Raw genomic sequence first — 21,651 nt, forward strand, 5'->3', positions numbered from 1 at the left:
TCTCCTGGTTTCAGAGGACGCTACGGCAGGCGTATCCAGCCTTCAAGTTCGCGTGACAGGATTTTCTGCAGCATGACGATGCCGACGTCCTGGTCGTTCAGGCACGGCAGATAGGCGAAGTCGGTACCCCCCGCCTCCTCAAACGATTCGCGCCCCCGGATCGCCAGTTCCTCCAGCGTTTCGAGGCAATCGGCCGAAAATCCCGGCGCGAAGATCGCCACCCTGCGCGTCCCCGCCTTCGCCATTTCGACAAGCATCTCGTCGGTCGCCGGCCCCAGCCATTTGGCCGGGCCAAAGCGCGACTGGAACGCAACCGTCACCGGCCGCCCCAGTGCCGCCTGCAACAGCCGCGCGGTCTTCTGGCAATGGCAATGATACGGATCGCCCAGTTCCAGCGTCCGTTTCGGCATGCCGTGGAAACTGGCGATGATCGCCTCCGGCTCGAACGGCAACGCCGCGATCGATCGTTCGACCGATGTCTTCAGCGCGCCGATATACAGCGGATCGTCATGATAGGGCGGCAGGGTGCGGATCGCCGGCTGCCAGCGCATCGTCGCCAGATGCGCGAACGCCCGATCGTTGGCGGTCGCCGTCGTCGCCGCGCAATATTGCGGGTATAACGGCGCCAGCAGGATGCGTTCGCACCCGGCATCCTTCATCGCCTGCAACCGATCGGCGATCGCCGGGCTGCCATATCGCATCGCCCAGTCGACCAGCACGCCCGGCCCGAACGCGTCGGCCAGCCCCGCCGCCTGCAACCGGGTGAACGCCGCCAGCGGCGATCCGTCCTCGCGCCACACCTGGCTATAGGCGTGCGCGGACTTCTTGGGCCGGGTGTTCAGGATGATCCCGCGCAGGATCGGCTGCCACGCGATCGCCGGCAGTTCCACGACACGCCGATCGGACAGAAATTCGCCCAGATACCGTTTCACCGATTTCACATCGGGGCCATCGGGCGTGCCGAGGTTCATCAGCAGCACGCCGATCTTCGGCGCCGGAATGGCGGGATGGCCGGGGGGCAAAGTCATGAAATTCTGTCCTGACGGAAGGCGTCGATACCACAACGCCGCATCCCGCCATAAGTCGCCGCCTCGCCCAGCGCTATCCCTTCCAACGTCGCCCGCCGGGTAACGGGCCTGACGCGCCGCCGCTGTCCTACACCCACACGCTCCGCTATACGTCCGGCCGATCGAAAGACGCCGCCCGACCGCCCCGCCGAACCGCCATAAAATAGGGTGCGTTTAGGCCTAACTTTAGCCTAACTTTCCGCGCGTCTTAATATCTAACCCACTGTTATTACAGTAAAGGTAACGCCCGCAATCTCACCCCCGTCGCCGCCTGCACCGCATTGGCCACCGCCGGCGCGACAGGCGGCACCGCCAGCTCGCTGACCCCGCCCGGCGCCTCGTCCGACCGGATCAGCTCGACGGTGATATCGGGCGTGTCGGCCAGCCGCGGCAGCCACAGCGTGTCGAACCCGCGCACATCCGCCAGCCCGCGCGTGAAGCCGGTCGCCGCCCCCAGCGCCTGCGCCAGTCCGAAGATCAGCCCACCCTCGATCTGCTGCCGCACCAGGTCGGGGTTCACCACCCGCCCGCAATCCACCGCCGCGACCAGCCGCTCCACCACCGGCCGCCCGTCGGCGCCGCCCCGCGCCTCGGCCATCACCGCGATGTAGCTGCCGCGAAAGGCGTGCGCGGCGATCCCTTGCCCGCTTCCCGACACGCCACCCTCCCACCCGCCCAGCGACGCGGCGGTCGACAGGCAGCGGGCAAGCCGCGGTTCGCCGCCCAGCATGCCGATCCGGTACGACACCGGCTCCGACTGCGCGACATGCGCCAGTTCGTCGAGGAAGCATTCTGTGAAGAAACAGCCATATCCATGCGCGCCGCCGCGCAGATGGCCGGTCGGCAGCGCCGTTTCGATGGCATGATGATCGATCGCACACGCCGGCACCCGGTACGGCAAGGTCATGCCCCCCGCCGCATAGCGATCCGCCGGATCGATCCGCAGCGCCGTCGCCACCCCCGGCCCCGGCAACAACCGCTCTGCCAGCGCCCGGCCCGTGGCCGGCGTCGCCAGCGCCGCCCGCCAGCCGAGGATCGCGCCATTCGCCCCCAGCCTCGCCTCCATCCGCGCCAGCGCCGGCGGCCGATAGCGATCGTGGAGCAGCGATTCGCCCCTCGACCATACAAGGCTCACCGGCCGCTTCACCTCGATCGCGATCTGCGCCGCCTGAATGCCCGCCTCGTGTTCCAGCCCGAAACCGAACGACCCGCCCAGCGCCATCGGATGGACGGTCACCGCCTGCTCGCTCAATTCCGTCGCCGCGGCCACCGCCGCTCGCGCGACAGCCGGCGCCTCGGTCTGCAACCATAGTTGCAGTCGGCCATCGTCGAACGACGCCACCGCCGCCGGCGTCTCGATCGCTGCATGGACCGCGGCTTGCGCCCGGTACGTCGCACTCACCGGCCGCCCGCCGCGAAACGCCGCCTCGACATCGCCGACGCTCGCGATCCGCTGGCCCTTCGCGTCCAGCGCCGCCGCCAGTGCCGCGTCGATCGCCGCGTCGTCGATCACCGGCCCCTTGGTGGCGAAGCGCGGTGCCAACGCATCGAGCGCCCGCTGCGCCGTCCACCCGGTGATCGCCACCGTCGCGACCCAGCCCGGCCGCTCCACCACCGCGATCATCCCGCGTACCCGCGTGGAGGCGGCGCGGTCGATGCTCACCACCCTGGTGTCACCCGGCGGTCCCTGCCGGATCGCCGCGTGCACCATGTCCGGCAACCGCACATCGGCCGCATAGTTCAGCGAGCCATCGACCTTGGCCGGCGCATCCAGCCGGGGCAGCGATTGCCCCATCAGCTTGCCCGCCCCGCCGACGCCGATCGGCAACGGATCGGGCGGTGACAGCCCCGCCGCTTCCGCCGCCAGCTCACCAAAGCGCAACCGCTTGCCCGCATGCGTCACGAAGCCCGCCGCCGTCGCGCAGTCGGTCCACGCCGCGTCCCACCGCGCCGCCGCCGCCATGCACAGCACCGCCCGCGCGGCGGCGGCGGCGGCCCGTGTCGGCTCCTCGAACATCCGGATCGAACTCGACGCCGCCGTCAGCATCGGCGCCGGCCACGCGCCGACACCACTCCGGACATCGGCCGGCAGGATCGCGGGCATCCCCTCCAGCAGATCATTCAGCCCCAACGGATTGCCATAGAGCGGGTTGAGCGGCGCCGGCTCCACGCCGACCGTGCGCCAATCCGCGCCGAGTTCGTCGGCGACGATCTGGGCCAGCCCGGTCCAGCTGCCCTGCCCGTACTCCGCCTGTGGCACCGCCACGGTGATGCGACCGTCGTTGCCGATCGTCAGCCACGCCCCGAACGCATGCGCGCCCGGCCCCGCCACCAGCGTCGGCGCATAATCGCGCGGCCACAGCCCCCACGCCGCGATCAGCCCGACGCCGACGCCACCACCGATCAACACCCCGCGCCTCGTGATCCCTGCCATGCCCCGCTCTACCGGCGGCCGACGGCGAAAGTCACGCTCCTACCGCTCAGGCCGGTACCATCGCCCGGTACGTCGCCTTCAATCCCACCTTGTCGATCTTCTCCGTCCCCAGTCGCGGCAGCGGCGCATCGGCCATCCAGATGCGGGCCGGAATCTTGAACGCTGCGATATGCTCGGCCAGGAACAGCGCTAGCGCGTCCGCCCCCACCAGCTCGCCATCGACATAGACGACCGCGACCGGCACCTCGCCGAACTTGTCGTGCGGTACGCCGAACACCGCCGCCTCATGCACCGCCGGATGCGCATAGAGCGCCGCCTCTACCTCCTGACAGCTGATGTTCTCGCCGCCGCGGATGATGATGTCCTTCTTGCGGTCGACGATGAACAGATACCCGTCCTCGTCCAGATAGCCGATGTCGCCGGTGCGGAAATATCCGTCCGCGGTGTACGCCGCCGCCGTCGCCGCCGGGTTGTTCCAATATTCGCGGAAATTACAGATCGACCGAATGCCGATCTCGCCACGCCCGCCCTGCGGCTGATGGACCCCGGCATCGTCGACGATCGCGATCTCGACCAGCGGGCGCGAGGGGCGACCCGCCGAATCGGGCTTCGCGAGATAATTGGTCCGCCAGTTGCCACTACCGACCGCGTTCGTCTCGGTAAGGCCGTATCCGATCAACGGCGCCGATCCGCCCATCTCCGCCTCGATCCGGCGGACATGCTCCACCGGCCGCGGCGCGCCACCCGCCGCAAAATCAGTAACCGACGACAGGTCGTATTTGGCACGATCGGGATGGTTGAGGATCTCGAAACTCATCAGCGGCACGCCGACGAAATACGTCACCCGCTCCGCCTCGATCAGCCGCATCGCTTCCTCGGCATCCCATTTCGCCATCAGAATGATGCGCCGACCCATCGCGAAGCTCTGCAACAGCACGGTGATCTCGGCCGTCACATGGAACAGCGGGATCGTCAGCATCGTCACCGGCTGGCCGACCGGCGCCTTCCCGTCCTCGGTCGCGATGCCCAGCATCGTGATCGCCTGCGCCAGGAAATTCAGCGTCCCGCCCAGCACCGCGCGATGATCCGACAGCGCGCCCTTCGACTGCCCCGTCGACCCTGAGGTGAACAGGATCGTGGCCAGATCGTCCGGCCCCAGATCGGGCAACTCGCCCGCCGTCCCCGCCAGCAACGGCGCGATGGCGGTGGCGAGCGGCGCGGTATCGTCCAGCTCGACCACCGGCACCGCCAGCCCCTCGATCCGCGCCAGCCGCTTCGCCCGTGGGCCATCGGCGACGATCAGCGAGCAATCGACGTCGGCGATCGCGGCGGACAGTTCGTCCGTCTGCCACCATCCGTTCAACAGCGTCGCGACCCCGCCCGCCATCACGATGCCCATGTAGGTGACGACCCATGCCGGCGAATTGCGCCCCGCGATCCCGACGCGGTCACCGCGCGCCACACCGCGCCCGACCAGCGCCCGCGCCACTCCGGCGGCGGCCGCAAACGTCTCGGTGAAGCTCAACCGCTCCTCACCCGCGACCAGAAAGGTCAGGTCGCCGTGCTGCGTGCAATAATGCGCAAAATAATGCGTCAGCGAGGGCGGCGCGGCGGCGATCGTCGGCAGGTTCGTCCCCCAACGCGCGATCGACCCCAGCGGCAGGGGGCCGCCCGGCCCCGTCACCTTCGCCAATGTCTCGTCCATTCTCCGGTCGAGCTCGGTCCGCATCCTTCTCTCCACTTGGTCTTGTTGTTTTGCGCCACTATGGAGGCGGGAATGACGGGGGGAAAGCCTTGATCCAATACCTTGCAGCGACCACGGCGGGCCATGTCCGGTTTGCCGATCTGGGTCTGCACCCGGATGTGTTCTCGATCGGCTTCTTCACGCTCCGCTGGTACAGCCTTGCCTATATATCGGGCATCGTCCTCGGCTGGTGGTATCTGCTGAAGCTGCTGGCCCAGCCGGGCGCGCCGATGGCCAAGCGCCATGCCGACGATCTGGTCTTCTACGCCACGCTCGGCATCATCCTCGGCGGGCGCCTGGGATATGTGATCTTCTATGCGCCGGAGATGTTCCTCCATCCGCTGATGATCCTGAAACTGTGGGATGGCGGCATGTCTTTCCATGGCGGCGTGCTCGGCACCTCGCTCGGCATCATCCTGTTCGCGCGCAAGCACAAACTCCACTGGCTGCGCATCCACGACTACGTCGCGTGCTGCGTGCCCTTCGGCCTGTTCTTCGGCCGGCTCGCCAATTTCGTGAACGGCGAACTGTGGGGCAAACCCAGCGACGTGCCATGGGCGATCGTCTTCCCGCGCACCGTCCCGTTCCCGCTCGTCGATCCCGCGCGCCATCCCAGCCAGCTGTACGAGGCGGGGCTGGAGGGCCTGTTGCTCTTCGCTATCCTCTGGTTCGCCTTCTGGCGGACGAAAGCGCGCTACGATCCGGGTAAGCTCGTCGGCATTTTCCTGACCGGTTACGGCCTCGCGCGCTTCACGGTCGAATTCTTCCGCGAACCCGACAGCCAGTTGCGCGCCTTCGCCGAGGCGACCGGGCTGCACATGGGCCAGTGGCTGTGCGTGCCGATGATCGCGGGCGGCGTCTTCCTGATCGCCACCTCCGCGCGCCGTCGTCGCCGGGTAGAGCCGTTCGCGGGTACGGAGAGTGTCGCCTGACGGACCTTCCCGATCCGGCCGAACCGCTGCTGGCCGAACGCCTCGCCCGCGCCATCGCGCTGGGCGGGCCCATCCCGGTGTCGCAGTACATGGCCGCCGCCAACTGCCATTATTATGCGACCCGCGATCCGCTGGGCGCGGCGGGCGACTTCACCACCGCGCCAGAGATCAGCCAGATGTTCGGCGAACTCGTCGGCCTGTGGTGTGCCGACCTGTGGGACCGCGCCGGTCGCCCGACGACACATTGGGTCGAACTGGGCCCCGGTCGCGGCACGCTCGCCGCCGATGCCCGCCGCGCGATGGCGAAGGCGGGCTTCGAACCAGCGGTCCATTTCGTCGAGACCAGCCCCGTCCTCCGCGCCGCCCAAGCCGCGGCCGTACCGGGCGCGACCTTTTACGAGACAGTCGAATCACTGCCCGACGATGCCGCGCTGCTGGTCGTCGCCAACGAATTCTTCGACGCGCTCCCAATCCGCCAGTTGCTGCGCGGTGCGCAGTGGCGCGAGCGGCTGGTCGCCTGTCAGGACACGCTGTTCCTGCCGATCGCTGGCAAGCCCGTGCCCGACGCCATCATCCCCGACCCCCTGCGCGACGCCCCCGCCGGTTCGATCCTCGAAGTCGCGCCCGCCGCCGTTGGCGTGATACGCGCGCTCGCCGCCCGGATCGCACGACAGGGCGGCGCGATGCTCGCCATCGATTACGGTTACGAAGGCCCCGCACTCGGCGACACGCTACAGGCGGTAAAGTCCCACGCCTACGCCAACCCGTTCGAGGCGCCCGGCGAACAGGACCTCACCGCGCATGTCGATTTCACCACCCTCGCCGCCGCCGCGCAGAGTGCGGGCGCGGTCGCATGGGGACCGATTGAACAGGGAGAATGGCTGGTGAAACTCGGTATCGACCACCGCGCCGCCGCGCTGGCCCGCGCCACCCCCGATCGCGGCGAGGCCATCGCCGCCGAACGCGTGCGGCTGGTCGGCGACATGGGCGCGCTGTTCAAGGCGCTGGCGATCACCGCCCCCGGCTGGCCGACGCCAGCGGCCTTCGCATGATCGCGTATCGCGATGCCGGGCCGGCCGATGCGGCGACGCTGTCCGCCGTCAGCCGCCGCGCCTTCACCGAGACGTTCGGCCACCTCTACCACCCCGACGATCTCGCGGCCTTCCTCGACCGGTTGAGCGAGGATGCATGGGCCACCGAACTCGCCGATCCGCGTCTGACGATTCGTCTGGCGGAGGATGACGGCATCGCCGCCGGCTTCGCCAAGCTCGGCCCGCCCTCGTTGCCGTTCGAACCACGCGGACCATCGGCGGAATTGCGCCAGCTCTATGTCCTCGCACCATGGCAGGGCGCCGGTGTCGCCGTCACGCTGATGGACTGGACGATCGCCACCGCCCGCGCGCAGGGGGCCGCCGACCTCTATCTGTCAGTGTTCATCGACAACGAACGGGCGAAGCGGTTCTACGCCCGCTACGGGTTCGAGCGCATCGGCAATTACACGTTCATGGTCGGCAACCACGAGGATGAGGACGACGTGATGAGGCTCGCCCTGTGACGACCGATACGATCGATCCGATCCGCGCCACCGCGCTCGACGGCGTACCCCATGGCTTTCTTGGCCGACGCGGTGGCGTGTCCCAGGGTATCCATGGCGGCCTGAACGTCGGCTTGGGTTCCGAGGACCACGCCGATGCCGTCGCCGAAAACCGTCGCCGCGCCCTCGCCGCCGTCGCGCCCGGTGCCGACCTCGTCACGCTCTACCAAATCCACTCCGCCGACGTCGTCATCGTCACCACGCCGCTGGCCGACCGACCGCACGCCGACGCACTCGTCACCGACCGGCCCGGCCTCGCGCTCGGCATCCTGACCGCCGACTGCGCGCCCGTCCTCCTCGCCGACCGCGAGGCGGGCGTCGTCGGCGCCGCCCATGCCGGCTGGAAAGGCGCGATCGCCGGCGTCACCGACGCGACGATCGCCGCGATGGAGACGCTCGGCGCCCGGCGTGAGCGCATCGCCGCCGCGATCGGCCCCTGCATCGCCCGCGCCTCCTATGAGGTCGACGCCGGTTTCCTCCGCCGGTTCGCCGAGGCCGATCCCGCCAACGAGCGCTTCTTCGCCGATGGCCGCGCCGACCATTACCGCTTCGATCTTGAAGCCTATGTCACCCACCGCCTCGCCGCCGCCGGCATCGCCCGGATCGAGGCGCTGGGCCTCGACACCTATGCCGACGAGGCCTGCTTCTTCAGCTATCGCCGCGCCACGCACCGGGGCGAGCCGTCCTATGGCCGCCAGATCGCGATCATCGCCCTCGGCTGACGCGCAGGCCAAGGATCACCGCCTCATGCCCCGCAACCTCTTCCAGCCGATACTAGCCGGCGCGCAGTTTCCCGACCGGCTGCTGGCCTGTGTCGGCGCGGCGATCTGCATCACGCTGACCATGGTCGTCTGCGCGCAACTGCCGCTGACGATGGGTGACCTGCCGATCATCGTCGCGCCGCTCGGCGCATCCGCCGTGCTGGTCTTCGCCGTCCCCGCCAGCCCGCTTGCCCAGCCCTGGCCGGTGGTGGGCGGCAACATCATCTCGACGTTGATCGGCGTGGCCGCGTTTCACGCCATTCCGCAGGCGACGATCGCCGCCGGCATCGCGGTGGGCGGCGCGATCCTCGTCATGTCGCTGCTCCGCTGCCTGCATCCGCCTGGCGGCGCCGCCGCGCTGACGGCGGTGATCGGCAGCCATGGCATCCACGACGCCGGCTATGCCTTCGCCTTCGCACCGGTCGGGATCAACTCGATCGCGCTGGTGGCGCTCGCCACGGTCTTCCACCGGATGACCGCGCGCAATTATCCCCACCAGCCGATGATCGCGCCGACCCCGATCGAGCCACAACCGGGCACCCGCCTGCACGGCGACGATATCGACGCCGCCCTGGCCGACATGCACGACAGCTTCGACATCGGTCGCGCCGACCTGGACCTCCTGCTCGCCCGCGCCGAGCATCACGCCGCGACCCGGCGCATGACCCGCCCATCGCGTCAGGGTCACTGACGGGCATCGCCAATCCCTCATCGCCGTCCTACATCCGTCTCCAACAAGGAGATAGAACATGCCAGGCGACAAGACCGAAGCCGATCTCACCGGCGTCGAACGCCGCATCAGCCCCAAGCCGCCGGTCGAGGAGATTGCCGGCCGCAAGCTAAAGCCATCGACGCTGATGATGGGCCACGGCTATGACCCCGCTCTGTCGGAAGGTTCGCTGAAACCGCCGATCTTCCTCACCTCCACCTTCGTCTTCCCCTCCGCCGCCGCCGGCAAACGCCATTTCGAGGGCGTCACCGGCAAGCGCCCCGGCGGTGCCGAGGGTCTGGTCTATTCGCGCTTCAACGGCCCCAATCAGGAAATCCTCGAAGACCGTCTGGCGATCTGGGAAGAGGCGGAGGACGCGCTCGCCTTCTCATCCGGCATGTCGGCGATCGCGACGCTGTTCCTGTCGATGGTCAAACCCGGCGACACGATCGTCCATTCCGGCCCACTTTATGCCGCGACCGAGACGCTCATCGCCCGCGTGCTCGGCCGCTTCGGCGTACAATGGCTCGACTTCCCCGCCGGCGCGACCCGGGAGGAAATCGACGCGGTGATGGCCAAGGCGGCGACCGGCCATGTCGCGCTGATCTATCTGGAAAGCCCCGCCAACCCGACCAACGTACTGGTGGATGTCGAGGCGGTGGCCGCCAGCCGCGACGCGATCTTCGGCGATGCTCCCGACAAGCCGCCGATCGCGATCGACAACACGTTCCTCGGACCGCTCTGGCATCAGCCGCTGCGCCACGGTGCCGATATCGTCGTCTATTCGCTGACCAAATATGCCGGCGGCCATTCCGATCTGGTCGCGGGCGGCGTGCTGGGGACGAAGGCGCAGATCAATACGATCCGGGCCATGCGCAACACCATCGGTACGATCTGCGATCCCAACACCGCGTGGATGCTGCTCCGATCGCTGGAGACGCTGGAACTGCGGATGAGCCGCGCCGGCGAGAATGCCGCCAAGGTCTGCGCGTATCTGCGCGATCATCCCAAGGTTGAACGCGTCGGCTATCTCGGCTTCCCCCGCGACGATCGGCAGGCCGATATCTATGCCCGTCACTGCACCGGCGCCGGCTCCACCTTCTCGCTCTATCTGAAGGGTGGCGAGGCAGAGGCGTTCGCTTTCCTCGATGCGCTGCGTATCGCCAAGCTGGCCGTGTCGCTCGGCGGCACCGAGACGCTGGCCAGCCACCCAGCCGGCATGACGCATCTGTCGGTGTCCGACGAACGCAAGGCGGCGCTCGACATTACCGACAATCTGGTCCGCATCTCGATCGGGGTCGAGGATGCCGACGACCTGATCGCCGATTTTACGCAAGCGCTGGATGCCATCTGATGCCGGTCTTTACCGATATTTCGCAGTCGGATTTCCTGACTGCGATCCACGATCTCGCCGCCAAGCTGGCGGCGGATACGTGGGCGCCGCATTTCATTATCGGCGTCGGTCGCGGCGGGCTGGTGCCGGCCGTCTTTCTCAGCCACGCCAGCGGCCTGCCGACGCTGTCGGTCGATTATTCAAGCCAGGTCAAAGACTTCGCCGACGAACCGTTGGTCAAGCTGGCGGCGCGCACCCGCGACGGCGAACGGTTGCTGTTCCTCGACGACATCAACGATTCCGGCCGCACGATCACGCATCTGCGCACTGCACTGGCGGCGGCCGGCGCCGTACCGGGCGCGGTGCGTTTCGCCACGCTGATCGATAACGAAAGCTCGGCCGAACGCGTCGATTATCGCCACCGCACGATTGACCGCCGCACGACCAAAGACTGGTTCGTGTTCCCCTGGGAAGCGGTCGCGCCGCCCGCCGCCATCGCCGACGATGCCGCGGAGGTGCCGGAGCGGATCGCATGATCGCGCTGCTGCTAGCCGCCGCCACCTTCACCAGCGCCGCCGATCACCTGCGGATCGGTCGCCCCACCGGCGCGCGAGTGTCGCTTACGTTCGATGGCCGGTCGTTGATGGCGGCCGCTTGACCACGTAGTCGGAAGACGCCGGCATTAGCCCACAGATCACCGCTACCGACTGGCGAACCGTCTAGTGCAATCGCTGCTACGCGGTCGCCCGGATCGGTTATGCGGGAAAGGCGATGCTGGCGCAGGCTCAGGCGGCAGCGGCGATAGACCGAGCGCTGGCGACCCTGCGGCTGCGATAAGCCCGATCAGAAGTGCAATGACGACTGAAATCCAGCCGTCATTGCGAGCATAGCGAAGCAACCCAGAGCCACACCTTAAACGCTCGGGGTTGCTTCACTCCCCGCAATGACGATCCAGGCAGATGTCACCGCACCGGCGTACGATCCACGATCCGCCCGGTGGCCGGCGGCCCGACCGGCTTGCCCGTCGCCAGATACGCCACCAGCGCATCAAGGTCGCTGGGGCCCCCGGCCACGTCACGCCCCGCCGTGAACGTCGAGAAACCATCGCCGCCAAAGGCGAGGAAGTTGTTCACCGTCACCCGGTACGTCGCCGCGTCGTCAAGCGGCGCAGTCCCGACCCGCACGTCCATGATCCGCGATCCCGCCGGCCGCGAGCGATCGTAGGCATAGGTCATGCCCGCAACGCTCATCACGATCTTTCGGTCGATCTGCTGCTCCAGCACCGCCCGCAATTGCGCGCCGGTATAGGCCCGCACCATCAGCGTGTTGCCGAACGGCTGCACCGCATACAGATCGGCGTAGGTGATGCTGCCATCCGGAGCGGGGTTCAGGCTGGTCCGGATGCCATAAGGGTTCATCAGCGCGATCTGCGCGCCGCTGACCCGGGTTGCCGCCAGTTGCGAATCGGCGATCAGGTTGCCGAGCGTGGTCTCGGTCATCCCCGCGCCCTCCTTTGCCTTGGCCAGCGGCCCTGTCAGCAAGCCGACGGGCTTCGACGCCAGCGGCGCGGCGGCATGGGCGTATCGCGCCACCAGCGCCCCTACCTTCGGCTCGGGCGCATAGCGCGGGGCACGATCGGTGACGGCAACCTGCTTGCCGTCCGCACCGACATACCCATCATTCTGTACCACGATATTGCGCGCCCGCTTGGCCAACACCCGGTGCGTCGCCGGATCGATTGCCAGCACCGCATCCGTCACCAGCGTCCCGTATTTGCCCGAACTGGTCAGCAGGAACGGGCGCGCGGGGTCATAGGCGGCATAATCGCAGATATACGCACGGTGCGTATGCCCCGACACGACCAGATCGACCCGCGTATCCAGCCGGTCGAGGATCGGCCGGATCGCCCCCGACAGTGCGGTGCAGTCGTTCGGCCCGCCCTCGGCCGCGCCGCCCTCATGGATCAGCAGCACGATCGCATCCGCGCCGCCCGCACGCAGGCCGGCGATCTGCGCATTGGCGGTGTCCGCCTCGTCCGCGAACCGGATGCCGGGGATGCCGGTCGGATTGACATAGGTCTGCGTGGCCCGCGTCGTCAGCCCGATAAAGCCGATCTTCACCACCCGCGCGCCCTCGCGAAATTCGCGGATCGCGGTGGCAGGAAACGCGCTGTGCCCCGACGCGTCGATCGTGTTGCCCGCCAGATACGAGAAATGCGCGCCCGCAAACCGGTCCAGCCGACACGGCTCGCCATTGCCCGTCTTCGCACAGCCGCCATTCTGCAGCCGCCGCAATTCATCGATCCCGCGGTCAAATTCGTGATTGCCCGCCGCGTTCAGGTCGACGCCGATCAGGTTCATCGCCGCGATGGTCGGCTCGTCGAGAAACAACGACGACACGATCGGGCTTGCCCCCGTCATGTCCCCCGCCGACACCGTGATCGAATGCGCCGCCTGTGCCCGAAGCTCGGCAATCGCCGAGGCCAGATACGCCGCCCCGCCAGCCGGCGCCGCGGCCGGCTTGCCATCCGCGCCCGCGACATCGATCGACAGCTTGGGCGGTTCGAGATTGCCATGGAAATCGTTGAAGGCGATGACATGGACCTCGACCGGCCCCGCCGCCACGCCGGTGACCGGCGCTGCCGTCCGCCCCACGCATCCCACCAGCAACGCCGCCGCGACCAGCGCCGCGAGGCCACGCATCAGCCGTCGCCCAGCCGCTGGATATCCGCTCCCACCGCCGACAGCTTCTCCTCCAGCCGCTCATATCCGCGATCGAGGTGATAGATGCGGCTGACCTGTGTCTCTCCATCGGCGACCAGCCCCGCCAGGATCAGGCTCATCGACGCGCGCAAGTCGGTCGCCATCACCGGCGCCCCGACCAGCTTGTCGACGCCGCGCACTACCGCGGTTCGGCCGCTGACGGTGATGTCCGCCCCCATCCGCGCCAGTTCGGGCACGTGCATGTACCGGTTCTCGAAGATCGTCTCGGTCAGCATGCTGGCGCCGTCCGCCTTGCACAGCATCGCCATGAACTGCGCCTGCATATCGGTGGCGAAGCCGGGGAAGGGTGCGGTGGTCAGCGTGATCGGCTTCAGCGGACCGTCCGCCGACACCAGCACCGAATTGGCCCGCGCCTCCACCTTCACCCCCGCCTCGGTCAGCGCCGCCAGCGTCGCGCCCATATCGTCGGCCGATACGTTCGTGAGTTCCAGCGAGCCACCGGTGATTGCCGCCGCGCAGGCATAGCTGCCCGCCTCGATCCGGTCGGGCATCACCGCATAGGTCGCGCCGTGCAGCCGCTCGACGCCCTCGATCTCCAGCGTCTCGGTGCCGATCCCCTCGATCCGCGCGCCCATCGCGACCAGGCACCGACACAGGTCGACGATCTCCGGCTCGCGCGCCGCATTCTCGATCCTGCTCGGCCCCTTCGCCAGCACCGCCGCCATCACGACATTCTCGGTCGCGCCGACCGACACGATCGGGAAACGATAGCGCCCTCCGGTAAGCCGCCCGCCCGGCGCCGTCGCGCGGACATAGCCGGCCGCCATCTCCAGCTCCGCGCCGATCGCCTCCAGCGCCTTCAGGTGCAGATCGATCGGCCGGTTGCCGATCGCGCAGCCACCCGGCAACGACACCCGCGCCTCGCCCGCCCGCGCCAGCACCGGCCCCAGCACCAAAATCGACGCGCGCATCTTGCGCACGATGTCATACGGTGCCTCGGTAGAGGTCAGTTTGCCCGCGCGGATCGTCATGACCCGCCCGAAATCCTCGGGCCGCGTCCCCTCGATCGACGTCGATGCGCCCAGCTGGTTCAGCAGGTGGCCAAAGCCGTCCACGTCCGCCAGCCGCGGCAGGTTGCGCAGCGTCAACGGCTCGTCGGTCAGCAACGCGCACGGCATCAGCGTCAGCGCCGCGTTCTTGGCGCCCGAAATGGGCAGGCGACCGGTCAGGCGATTGCCGCCGCGGATGATGATGCGATCCATGCACCCCTCCCTATCGCCCCCGGCGTATCGTGCAAGCGTCGGCACAGAACCCCTTGGTTGATCGACTTTAATGCAAATTTTGATAGGTAGCGCATAATCCGTGTTCTGACGGGGGATCATCGCGCACGTGCCGGATAGTTGCTTCGCCGATCGCATCGGCGATCTGATCGCGTTGACGCCCGGTGAAAAGGCGGCCCTGGCGGAATTGGGAGAGCGTGAGCGACGCTTGCGCCGCAACGCCGTGCTGCTCAGCGAAAACGACCGGCTGACCGAGTTGTTCGTCCTGAAACAGGGCATGATGATGAGCTATGTTCTGCTCGACGACGGGCGCCGGCAAATCCTGCGTTTCCTGTTCCCGGGCGACTTCCTCGCCACCGCCGCACTCGCTTATGGCACGTCGCCTGAAACGCTGATGGCGCTGACCGACACCGTCGTCAGCCCGTTCGACCGCAGCGCGATGGCCGGGCTGTTCGAGCGTCACCCGCGACTGGCTGCAGCGATCACCGCGCTGGAACAGATCGAGCGCGTGGCGATGACCGATCGCCTCGCCGCGATCGGCCGCACGTCGGCCAAGGCACGCGTCGCGGGCTTGCTGCTGGAACTCCGCCACCGCCTGCGCGCGGCGGGCGACAGCCTGGCGAAGGATGACGCCCCGATCAGCTTCTTTCCCGGCATCACGCAGGAGGAGATCGGCGACGCGACGGGCCTGACCGCCGTTCATGTGAACCGGATGCTGCGGCAACTGGAGGATGACGGCCTGCTCGCGCGCGACGGTGGCCGCTTCACGGTGCTGGACAGCACCCGGCTGGCGCAGACCGCCAATTATGTCGATCGGTATGCCGGGCTCGATTTCGGCTGGCTGCCGCATCCGCGATAGGGCGAGCAGCAAACTCCCGAACCTTCGCCGTTCTTCCTAAAGTAGAGACCGGTGCGATGATGTCAGTAATTACGCTCGCAATGACGACGCATCGGCATCACGAAAGTTCGACGCAATCAGCGCCGGATCTATCTAAGCCTTCTCCAGCGTACATTGCAGCGGATGCTGGTTCTGCCGGGCAAAGTCCATCACCTGCCCGACCTTCGTCTCGGCGACCTCGTATGAGAACACGCCGCACACGCCGACACCGCGCTGGTGGACGTGAAGCATCACCCGCGTCGCCTCTTCCATGTCCATCCGGAAGAATCGTTGCAGACACAGCACCACAAATTCCATCGGCGTGTAATCGTCGTTCAGCATCAGGACGCGGTACGGCGTCGGCTGTTTCGTGCGGGTACGGGTCTTGGTGGCGATACCGGTCCCTGTGCCGCCATCAGTCCCGTCGCCGTCGCGGCGCTCGGCCATGAAAATCGTTCGCCTCTGCATGTGTCGCCGAAATATGGCATGTGCGTCGCCCGGGGCAAGTCCCGATACGCGGCAAAACCTGCGCAAAAACGGAAAAGGGCGGCCCGCGTTGTCGCGAACCGCCCCTTCACCTCACCGCCCGGACGGGCGGCAGGGGATCGCTTACGCGACCACCTTCATCTTGTCGGCCGCCATCGCGACGCGGTTCGAGATCGGCTGGGCGACCTCGCCGACCAGCTTCAGCGACGCTTCGGTGCCGCGCGACGTCTGGGCGACCATGCCATCGAAGATCGAGCGGACATAATCACTCTGGAACTTCATGAACTCGGTCGGCGACTTGATCGACGCCATCGTGCGCAGCGCTTCCGAAGCGCTTTCGAACGAGGTCTTGGCATAGGCAGCCGCGTCCTGGCCCATCGACTCGAGGCCCTTGGCGGCGATCTTCGACGACTCGACCATCGCCTCGACGTTGCCCTTGCTGAACTCGGTCATTTCCTGAAAGAACTTCGTGCCCTTCTCGACGGCACCCTTGGTGCGGTCATTGGCTTCGGCGAACATGGCCTGGGTCTTCTCGGCGGCGGCGTTCGTGGCGGTGGTGGCGTCCATGATGATGTCCTCTTTGGCGGTTTGAACGGAATCGATAAGCGTGGAACTGGCTGGCTCGATACTGGCCGCAACGTCAGCGGCCGCTTCGACGACTGGCGCGGCTAACACCGGTATCGGCGCCACAGCGGGCGGCTTGACGACAGGGGCGGCCTTGGCAGCGACAGGAGGCTCGACCGGCTTGGCAGGAACCTTTGTCGCAGCTGGCTTGCTAGCTGGTGCCTTGACGATTTCGGCGGGCTTCGGCTTGGCGGTAACGGCAGCAACGACTTTCTTCGCGACCATCGCCGGGTTGGCGAGCGCCGCTGGAATCGAAGACGGGGTCTTGGTTGCCGTTACCTGGTTAACTTTGCGCCCGGGGCGCTTGCCCCCTGACATAGCCATAAGCCGCCTCCACTCCTTTGTTGCACTGCACAATATAGAACTATCGCCAACCGTTCAATAGCGTTTTTGTGCAGTGCAACAAATTTAGCGAGTACGGACGTACAGCCCCGGTGCAGCCTCCAGCGCGGGCAGTGAACCCTCTCCCGGCACACGCGGCCCGGTGGCCGGCACGTCACCGTCGGTATTCTGCTCGGCCAGCCATGCCCGCCAGTCCGGCCACCAGCTGCCTTTGGTCTCCTTCGCGCCGGCGACGAAATCCGCCAGCGAGGTCACGGCCTGGTCGTTTGTCCAATACTGGTATTTGCCCGCAGCCGGGTGATTGACGACGCCCGCAATATGCCCCGATCCGGCCAGGACGAAGCGCAACGGCCCGGTGAAATGATCGGTCATCCTCCACACGCTTTCGGCCGGCGCGATATGGTCCTCGCGCCCCGCCTGAATATAACTCGGCGTCTTGACGATCGATAGGTCGAGCGGCGTGCCATCCACCATCATCGCCCCCGGTTTCGCCAGCAGGTTATCACGGTACAGATCGGTCAGGTACGACAGGTGCCAGCGTGACGGCAGGTTCGTCGTGTCGCCATTCCAGTGGAGCAGGTCGAACGGCGCGTAATCCTCGCCCATCAGGTAATTGTTGGTGACGTAGTTCCAGATCAGGTCGCGCCCGCGCAGCAGGTTGAACGTCATCGCCATGTAGCGGCCATCGAGGAACCCGTCCGGCGACAGCTTCTCCACCATTTTCAACTGCTCGTCGTCGACGAAGTGGAGCAGGTCGCCGGCATCCGCGAAATCCACCTGCGCGGTGAAGAACGTGGCACTCGCCACCTTCGCCGCCTCGCCGCGCGCGGTCAGCAGCGCCAGCGTCGCCGCCAGCGTCGTCCCCGCCACGCAATACCCGATCGTATGCACCGACGGCACGTCCAACAGAGCCCGGATCGTATCGACCGCATCCATCTGCGCGGCGACATAATCGTCCCACACCACGTCCTTCATCGATGCGTCGGCGGAGCGCCACGACACCATGAAGACGGTGATCCCCTGTTCCACCGCCCAGCGGATGAAGCTCTTCTCGGGCGTCAGGTCCAGGATGTAGAACCGGTTGATCCACGGCGGAAAGATCACCAGCGGCGTCGCCATCACCTTGTCGGTCGTCGGCGAATACTGGATCAGCTCGTACAGGTCGGTGCGCTTCACCACCTGCCCCGGCGTCATCGCCAGATTGCGACCGAGCGCAAAGGACGTGCCGTCGGTATGCGTCATCTGGCCGCGACCGATGTCGGCGACCATGTTCTGCAAGCCCTTCAACAGGTTCTCGCCCCGCGTCTCGATCGTCCTCTCGATCACCTCCGGGTTGGTCCAGGCGAAATTGGTCGGGCTCATCGCATCGACGAAGGTCTGCGTCGCGAACCGCAGCTGCTGCTTCTGCTTCGGTTCGACGCCTTCGACCGCATCGACGCCACGCAGCATGTGATCGGCGATCATCTGGTAACTCTGGCGGACCAGATCGAACACCGGCTCGCGCCACGCCTCGCTGCGGAACCGGCGATCGGTCGAGGGCGGCGCCGCGGCGGCGGCGGCGGCGGCGGCGGCGGCAGCGGGCGCCTCGCCCGGCGTCAGGAAGCGGCTCCACATCGCCACGCTGTCCACCCAGAAATCGCGCGCGCGTTCCAGCCCAGCCTTGACGGTCGCGGGATCGTTGATGCCGGGCACGGTAAAGGCCGGGGTGGCGGCCAGACCCTGCTCCATCATCATCTGCTGCGCGCGGCCCATCACCCAGGTCCAGTGCTGCAAATCCTCCAGCGCGGGCATGTCGGGACGCGACTCGGCGTTCTCTGGCTTGGCGGGAGTATCTGCCATGACATCCTCTCTGGTTTCGCAAGGCTCCTACCCGAACGCATCGTCCCGGCCAACGCCCGACATCGGGGCCCTCACTGCTTTCGCCGCATCGTTAATCGGCGTAAGGCGGGCGCGGTTTCCATCGAAGGCCCAACAGACATGTCCGACGAGTTCTACCGCATCAAGCGCCTGCCCCCCTATGTCATCGCCGAAGTGAACGCGATGCGGGCGGCGGCGCGCGCGGGTGGAGAGGACATCATCGATCTGGGCATGGGCAATCCCGATCTGCCCCCGCCAGACCACGTCATCGAAAAACTGATCGAGGTCACGCGCAAACCCGACGCGCACGGCTATTCGCAGTCGAAGGGGATTCCCGGCCTTCGCCGCGCCCAGGCCAATTATTACGGCCGCCGCTTCGGCGTCGATCTCGATCCCGAGACCGAGGTCGTCGTGACGATGGGGTCGAAGGAGGGGCTGGCCAGCCTCGCCACCGCGATCACCGCGCCCGGCGATGTCGTGCTCGCGCCCAACCCGTCCTACCCGATCCACACCTTCGGCTTCATCATCGCCGGCGCCACCATCCGCGCCGTGCCGACGACCCCGGACGAGGCGTATTTCGAAAGCCTGGAGCGTGCGATGGCCTTCACCGTGCCGCGTCCTTCGGTGCTGGTGGTGAACTATCCATCGAACCCCACCGCCGAGGCGGTCGATCTCGCTTTCTACGAACGGCTGGTCGCGTGGGCGAAGGAGAACAAGGTGTGGATCATCTCGGACCTCGCCTATTCGGAGCTGTATTATGACGGCAATCCGACCCCCTCGATCCTGCAGGTGAAGGGCGCCAAGGATGTCGCGGTCGAATTCACCTCGCTGTCCAAGACCTACAGCATGGCCGGCTGGCGGATCGGCTTCGCGGTCGGCAACAAGACGCTGATCGCGGCGATGACGCGGGTGAAGTCATACCTCGATTACGGCGCCTTCACCCCGATCCAGGCCGCCGCCTGCGCCGCGCTGAACGGCCCGCAGGACATCGTCGAGCGCAACCGCCTGCTCTATCACAAGCGCCGCGACGTGCTGGTCGAAAGCTTCGGCCGCGCCGGCTGGGATATACCCAGCCCCCGCGCCTCGATGTTCGCCTGGGCGCCGCTGCCGCCGGCGCTCGCCCATCTCGGCAGCCTCGAATTCTCCAAGCAGATGCTGACCGAGGCGAAGGTCGCCGTCGCCCCCGGCGTCGGTTACGGCGAGAATGGCGAGGGCTTCGTCCGCATCGCCATGGTCGAGAACGAACAGCGCCTGCGCCAGGCCGCGCGCAACGTGAAGCGCTACCTGCAATCCATGGGCGTCAACACCCCGGCGCAGGGGGCGGGGTGATGGGGGCCGGCTGACCACGCGAGCGGCGATGGATTATCTTGACCGTCCCATCGCCGCTCTTGTTCGCCACCGTCGCTCCGCCCGATTATGCGCCGGGGTGGCACGATCGCCGGAGGATACTGCATGTTCCTGTTCAACGGTCTGGAAAGTCACCCGCGTTCGTTCGTGAAGGCGGTATCGTGGCGCACGGTCGGGTCGATCGACACGTTCATCCTCGGCATGATCTTCTCCGGTGACGCCAAGATCGCCGGATCGATCGCCGGGACCGAGGTCATCACCAAGATCGCGCTGTTCTACTTCCACGAACGCGCCTGGTCGCTGGTCCACTGGGGCCGCCGCCCCGCCATTGTCGTGCCCGATCAGTCCGGCGAAGGTACCGCCCCTGTCGGCTGATGGGTGGCTGACTTGCGCCCGTCCTGACGGCGCGCCATCCTGCCGCCCATGTTCGCTTCCCTGCTGCTGGCCACCATGACCACCCCGCAAGTCTCGCCCGTCGTCATGTCGGGTCCGGCCGAGCAACAACTGTTCGCCTGGATGCCGGGGCCGGTGCGATGCGCCGGCTTCGCCGTAACCGGCACGCCGATCCGCCGGCCCTTGACCGGCCTGCGCTGGCCGGGCGGTGACCAGGCCCTTCGGCCTGCCACCTATACCTTTCGCATCGACGCCAACGGCCGCCCCCTGTCGATCGCCCGCGCCGGCGAGGGCTATGTCTGGCAGGGCGAGGATATCGCCCCATCGCTCGCCGCATCGCGCTTTCCCGCCGGCGCGGCGCGGAGCGATTGCACCATCGCCTATACCGCACGGCTGACACCAATGGCCGCGGCACCGGTCGCGGACCTGATGTCCTACACCATCTCGCCCACCATGGGCGTGCTGCCGCGGACCGGTTGGGACAGGCTTCCCCCGGCGGGCGCCACGTGTCGCAACGATCCCCAACCGCAGGCACTGGTCCGCGTCTACCCCGATTTTCGCATGCTGCCCGGCACACCGGGGCTGAGAAACTGGTCGATGCTGCAATATGATATCGACGTACGCGGCCGCCCGGCCAACGTCCGCGTCGTGGAGGGGACGGGGAACGCTCCGCTGAATGCCGCGTCGATCAAGGCGCTGAAGGCATGGCGTTACACCCCCGGCGCGCGGACCGGATGCCTCTTCCCGTTCCGGCAGGCGCCAAAGAACATGGCGGCGCCCGTGATGCCCGATCAGGCGACGCTCGCACCGGCGAACGGCAACTGCCCGGTGAAGCATGACTGGGTGACGCGGCCGTTGCTCACCTATCCCGACCCATGGCGTCGCCGCGCGATCGAAGGCTGGGCGGTCGTGGCGTTCGACGTCGCGCCATGGGGCGCAACCGGAAATCTGCGCGTGCTGGCCAGCGAACCGAGCACCGAGTTCGGCGAACAGGCGGTGCGCATGCTCGGCGGCGCGAAACTGGCGGCATCGCCGACCGGTCAGTCCGGCTGCGTCGACCGCATCCTTTTCGTGCTGCGACCGGCAGACACGGCCCCCGCCGCCGAAATGGCGCCATAGGTCGCTTAACGACTAATATCGACTGCGCC

The 21,651-nt window shown here is 67.2% G+C and carries 20 protein-coding genes; 12 read left to right on the forward strand and 8 right to left on the reverse strand.

Annotated features, from left to right (window positions below):
* Positions 1-20: 20 nt before the first annotated feature.
* The 3 genes from hemH to ASG67_RS16500 form a co-directional block, all read right to left on the reverse strand.
* A complete protein-coding gene (gene hemH / locus ASG67_RS16490) occupies positions 21-1,028 on the reverse strand; it encodes a ferrochelatase (protein WP_056532338.1) in 1,008 nt (335 codons plus the stop codon).
* 268 nt (positions 1,029-1,296) lie between these two features.
* Positions 1,297-3,501 (reverse strand): molybdopterin cofactor-binding domain-containing protein, encoded by a 2,205-nt coding sequence (locus ASG67_RS16495; RefSeq protein ID WP_056532340.1) that lies wholly within the window; start codon positions 3,499-3,501, stop codon positions 1,297-1,299.
* Positions 3,502-3,547: 46 nt separating this feature from the next.
* On the reverse strand, positions 3,548-5,230 hold the full coding sequence (locus ASG67_RS16500; RefSeq protein ID WP_056532342.1) for a class I adenylate-forming enzyme family protein: 1,683 nt from the start codon (positions 5,228-5,230) through the stop codon (positions 3,548-3,550).
* 65 nt (positions 5,231-5,295) lie between these two features.
* Here ASG67_RS16500 and lgt point away from each other — a divergent pair, with 65 nt between their 5' ends.
* Genes lgt through ASG67_RS19735 form a run of 8 tightly spaced genes read left to right on the forward strand, consistent with a single transcriptional unit; the run spans position 5,296 to position 11,232 of the window.
* Entirely contained in the window at positions 5,296-6,177 is an 882-nt protein-coding gene (lgt, locus tag ASG67_RS16505) for a prolipoprotein diacylglyceryl transferase (RefSeq protein WP_056532344.1), read from the forward strand.
* On the forward strand, positions 6,078-7,229 hold the full coding sequence (locus ASG67_RS16510) for a class I SAM-dependent methyltransferase (protein WP_414887702.1): 1,152 nt from the start codon (positions 6,078-6,080) through the stop codon (positions 7,227-7,229). The genes lgt and ASG67_RS16510 overlap by 100 nt, the downstream gene beginning before the upstream one ends.
* Positions 7,226-7,732 (forward strand): GNAT family N-acetyltransferase, encoded by a 507-nt coding sequence (locus ASG67_RS16515; protein WP_056532346.1) that lies wholly within the window; start codon positions 7,226-7,228, stop codon positions 7,730-7,732. Before ASG67_RS16510 ends, ASG67_RS16515 begins: the two co-directional genes overlap by 4 nt.
* Positions 7,729-8,493 carry a peptidoglycan editing factor PgeF gene (gene pgeF / locus ASG67_RS16520; protein ID WP_200940821.1) on the forward strand — a complete coding sequence of 255 codons (765 nt, stop codon included), beginning with the start codon at positions 7,729-7,731 and terminating at the stop codon, positions 8,491-8,493. The genes ASG67_RS16515 and pgeF overlap by 4 nt, the downstream gene beginning before the upstream one ends.
* 25 nt (positions 8,494-8,518) lie before the next feature.
* A complete protein-coding gene (locus tag ASG67_RS16525; protein ID WP_056532479.1) occupies positions 8,519-9,223 on the forward strand; it encodes an HPP family protein in 705 nt (234 codons plus the stop codon).
* Between the two features lie 58 nt (positions 9,224-9,281).
* Positions 9,282-10,595, forward strand: coding sequence for a cystathionine gamma-synthase family protein (locus ASG67_RS16530; protein ID WP_056532347.1), 1,314 nt, complete (start codon positions 9,282-9,284; stop codon positions 10,593-10,595).
* Positions 10,595-11,110, forward strand: a complete 516-nt coding sequence (locus tag ASG67_RS16535; protein WP_056532349.1) for a phosphoribosyltransferase — start codon at positions 10,595-10,597, stop codon at positions 11,108-11,110. The genes ASG67_RS16530 and ASG67_RS16535 overlap by 1 nt, the downstream gene beginning before the upstream one ends.
* On the forward strand, positions 11,107-11,232 hold the full coding sequence (locus ASG67_RS19735) for a hypothetical protein (RefSeq protein WP_268796299.1): 126 nt from the start codon (positions 11,107-11,109) through the stop codon (positions 11,230-11,232). The genes ASG67_RS16535 and ASG67_RS19735 overlap by 4 nt, the downstream gene beginning before the upstream one ends.
* A gap of 304 nt (positions 11,233-11,536) precedes the next feature.
* Here the strand turns inward: ASG67_RS19735 and ASG67_RS16540 are convergent, their stop codons facing one another.
* Both ASG67_RS16540 and murA read right to left on the reverse strand, forming a co-directional pair.
* Positions 11,537-13,276, reverse strand: a complete 1,740-nt coding sequence (locus tag ASG67_RS16540; RefSeq protein ID WP_056532351.1) for a bifunctional metallophosphatase/5'-nucleotidase — start codon at positions 13,274-13,276, stop codon at positions 11,537-11,539.
* Entirely contained in the window at positions 13,276-14,559 is a 1,284-nt protein-coding gene (gene murA / locus ASG67_RS16545; RefSeq protein ID WP_056532353.1) for a UDP-N-acetylglucosamine 1-carboxyvinyltransferase, read from the reverse strand. Before murA ends, ASG67_RS16540 begins: the two co-directional genes overlap by 1 nt.
* A gap of 127 nt (positions 14,560-14,686) precedes the next feature.
* Between murA and ASG67_RS16550 the strand changes: the two genes are divergently transcribed.
* Entirely contained in the window at positions 14,687-15,436 is a 750-nt protein-coding gene (locus ASG67_RS16550; RefSeq protein WP_056532355.1) for a Crp/Fnr family transcriptional regulator, read from the forward strand.
* 132 nt (positions 15,437-15,568) lie between these two features.
* Here the strand turns inward: ASG67_RS16550 and clpS are convergent, their stop codons facing one another.
* The 3 genes from clpS to ASG67_RS16565 form a co-directional block, all read right to left on the reverse strand.
* Positions 15,569-15,901 (reverse strand): ATP-dependent Clp protease adapter ClpS, encoded by a 333-nt coding sequence (gene clpS, locus ASG67_RS16555; protein ID WP_056532357.1) that lies wholly within the window; start codon positions 15,899-15,901, stop codon positions 15,569-15,571.
* Positions 15,902-16,063: 162 nt separating this feature from the next.
* Positions 16,064-16,888: a phasin family protein gene (locus ASG67_RS16560; protein ID WP_082543596.1), complete on the reverse strand. Its 825-nt coding sequence runs from the start codon at positions 16,886-16,888 to the stop codon at positions 16,064-16,066.
* Between the two features lie 84 nt (positions 16,889-16,972).
* Complete coding sequence (locus ASG67_RS16565; protein ID WP_056532361.1) at positions 16,973-18,745, reverse strand: PHA/PHB synthase family protein; 1,773 nt, start codon at positions 18,743-18,745, stop codon at positions 16,973-16,975.
* 138 nt (positions 18,746-18,883) lie between these two features.
* On the opposite strand from ASG67_RS16565, the gene ASG67_RS16570 reads away from it, so the two are divergent.
* The 3 genes from ASG67_RS16570 to ASG67_RS16580 all read left to right on the forward strand — a co-directional run bounded on the left by ASG67_RS16570 (position 18,884) and on the right by ASG67_RS16580 (position 21,622).
* Positions 18,884-20,092, forward strand: coding sequence for an LL-diaminopimelate aminotransferase (locus ASG67_RS16570; RefSeq protein WP_056532363.1), 1,209 nt, complete (start codon positions 18,884-18,886; stop codon positions 20,090-20,092).
* A gap of 123 nt (positions 20,093-20,215) precedes the next feature.
* Entirely contained in the window at positions 20,216-20,485 is a 270-nt protein-coding gene (locus ASG67_RS16575; protein WP_056532365.1) for a DUF2061 domain-containing protein, read from the forward strand.
* 48 nt (positions 20,486-20,533) lie between these two features.
* Positions 20,534-21,622 (forward strand): TonB family protein, encoded by a 1,089-nt coding sequence (locus tag ASG67_RS16580; protein WP_056532367.1) that lies wholly within the window; start codon positions 20,534-20,536, stop codon positions 21,620-21,622.
* Positions 21,623-21,651 lie beyond the last annotated feature (29 nt).

The sequence above is a fragment of the Sphingomonas sp. Leaf339 genome, from assembly GCF_001426195.1.
In the GTDB taxonomy this organism is placed as follows: Bacteria; Pseudomonadota; Alphaproteobacteria; order Sphingomonadales; family Sphingomonadaceae; genus Sphingomonas.

Bases quoted from the DNA above. Each gene is read 5' to 3' on its own strand.
- clpS (WP_056532357.1), bottom strand. From the start codon at position 15,901: ATGGCCGAGCGCCGCGACGGCGACGGGACTGATGGCGGCACAGGGACC.
- ASG67_RS16530 (WP_056532347.1), top strand. From the start codon at position 9,282: ATGCCAGGCGACAAGACCGAAGCCGATCTCACCGGCGTCGAACGCCGC.
- ASG67_RS16565 (WP_056532361.1), bottom strand. From the start codon at position 18,745: ATGGCAGATACTCCCGCCAAGCCAGAGAACGCCGAGTCGCGTCCCGAC.
- ASG67_RS16525 (WP_056532479.1), top strand. From the start codon at position 8,519: ATGCCCCGCAACCTCTTCCAGCCGATACTAGCCGGCGCGCAGTTTCCC.
- ASG67_RS16575 (WP_056532365.1), top strand. From the start codon at position 20,216: ATGTTCCTGTTCAACGGTCTGGAAAGTCACCCGCGTTCGTTCGTGAAG.
- ASG67_RS16500 (WP_056532342.1), bottom strand. From the start codon at position 5,230: ATGCGGACCGAGCTCGACCGGAGAATGGACGAGACATTGGCGAAGGTG.
- ASG67_RS19735 (WP_268796299.1), top strand. From the start codon at position 11,107: ATGATCGCGCTGCTGCTAGCCGCCGCCACCTTCACCAGCGCCGCCGAT.
- ASG67_RS16535 (WP_056532349.1), top strand. From the start codon at position 10,595: ATGCCGGTCTTTACCGATATTTCGCAGTCGGATTTCCTGACTGCGATC.
- ASG67_RS16570 (WP_056532363.1), top strand. From the start codon at position 18,884: ATGTCCGACGAGTTCTACCGCATCAAGCGCCTGCCCCCCTATGTCATC.
- hemH (WP_056532338.1), bottom strand. From the start codon at position 1,028: ATGACTTTGCCCCCCGGCCATCCCGCCATTCCGGCGCCGAAGATCGGC.
- ASG67_RS16495 (WP_056532340.1), bottom strand. From the start codon at position 3,501: ATGGCAGGGATCACGAGGCGCGGGGTGTTGATCGGTGGTGGCGTCGGC.
- ASG67_RS16540 (WP_056532351.1), bottom strand. From the start codon at position 13,276: ATGCGTGGCCTCGCGGCGCTGGTCGCGGCGGCGTTGCTGGTGGGATGC.
- murA (WP_056532353.1), bottom strand. From the start codon at position 14,559: ATGGATCGCATCATCATCCGCGGCGGCAATCGCCTGACCGGTCGCCTG.
- ASG67_RS16560 (WP_082543596.1), bottom strand. From the start codon at position 16,888: ATGGCTATGTCAGGGGGCAAGCGCCCCGGGCGCAAAGTTAACCAGGTA.
- ASG67_RS16515 (WP_056532346.1), top strand. From the start codon at position 7,226: ATGATCGCGTATCGCGATGCCGGGCCGGCCGATGCGGCGACGCTGTCC.
- ASG67_RS16580 (WP_056532367.1), top strand. From the start codon at position 20,534: ATGTTCGCTTCCCTGCTGCTGGCCACCATGACCACCCCGCAAGTCTCG.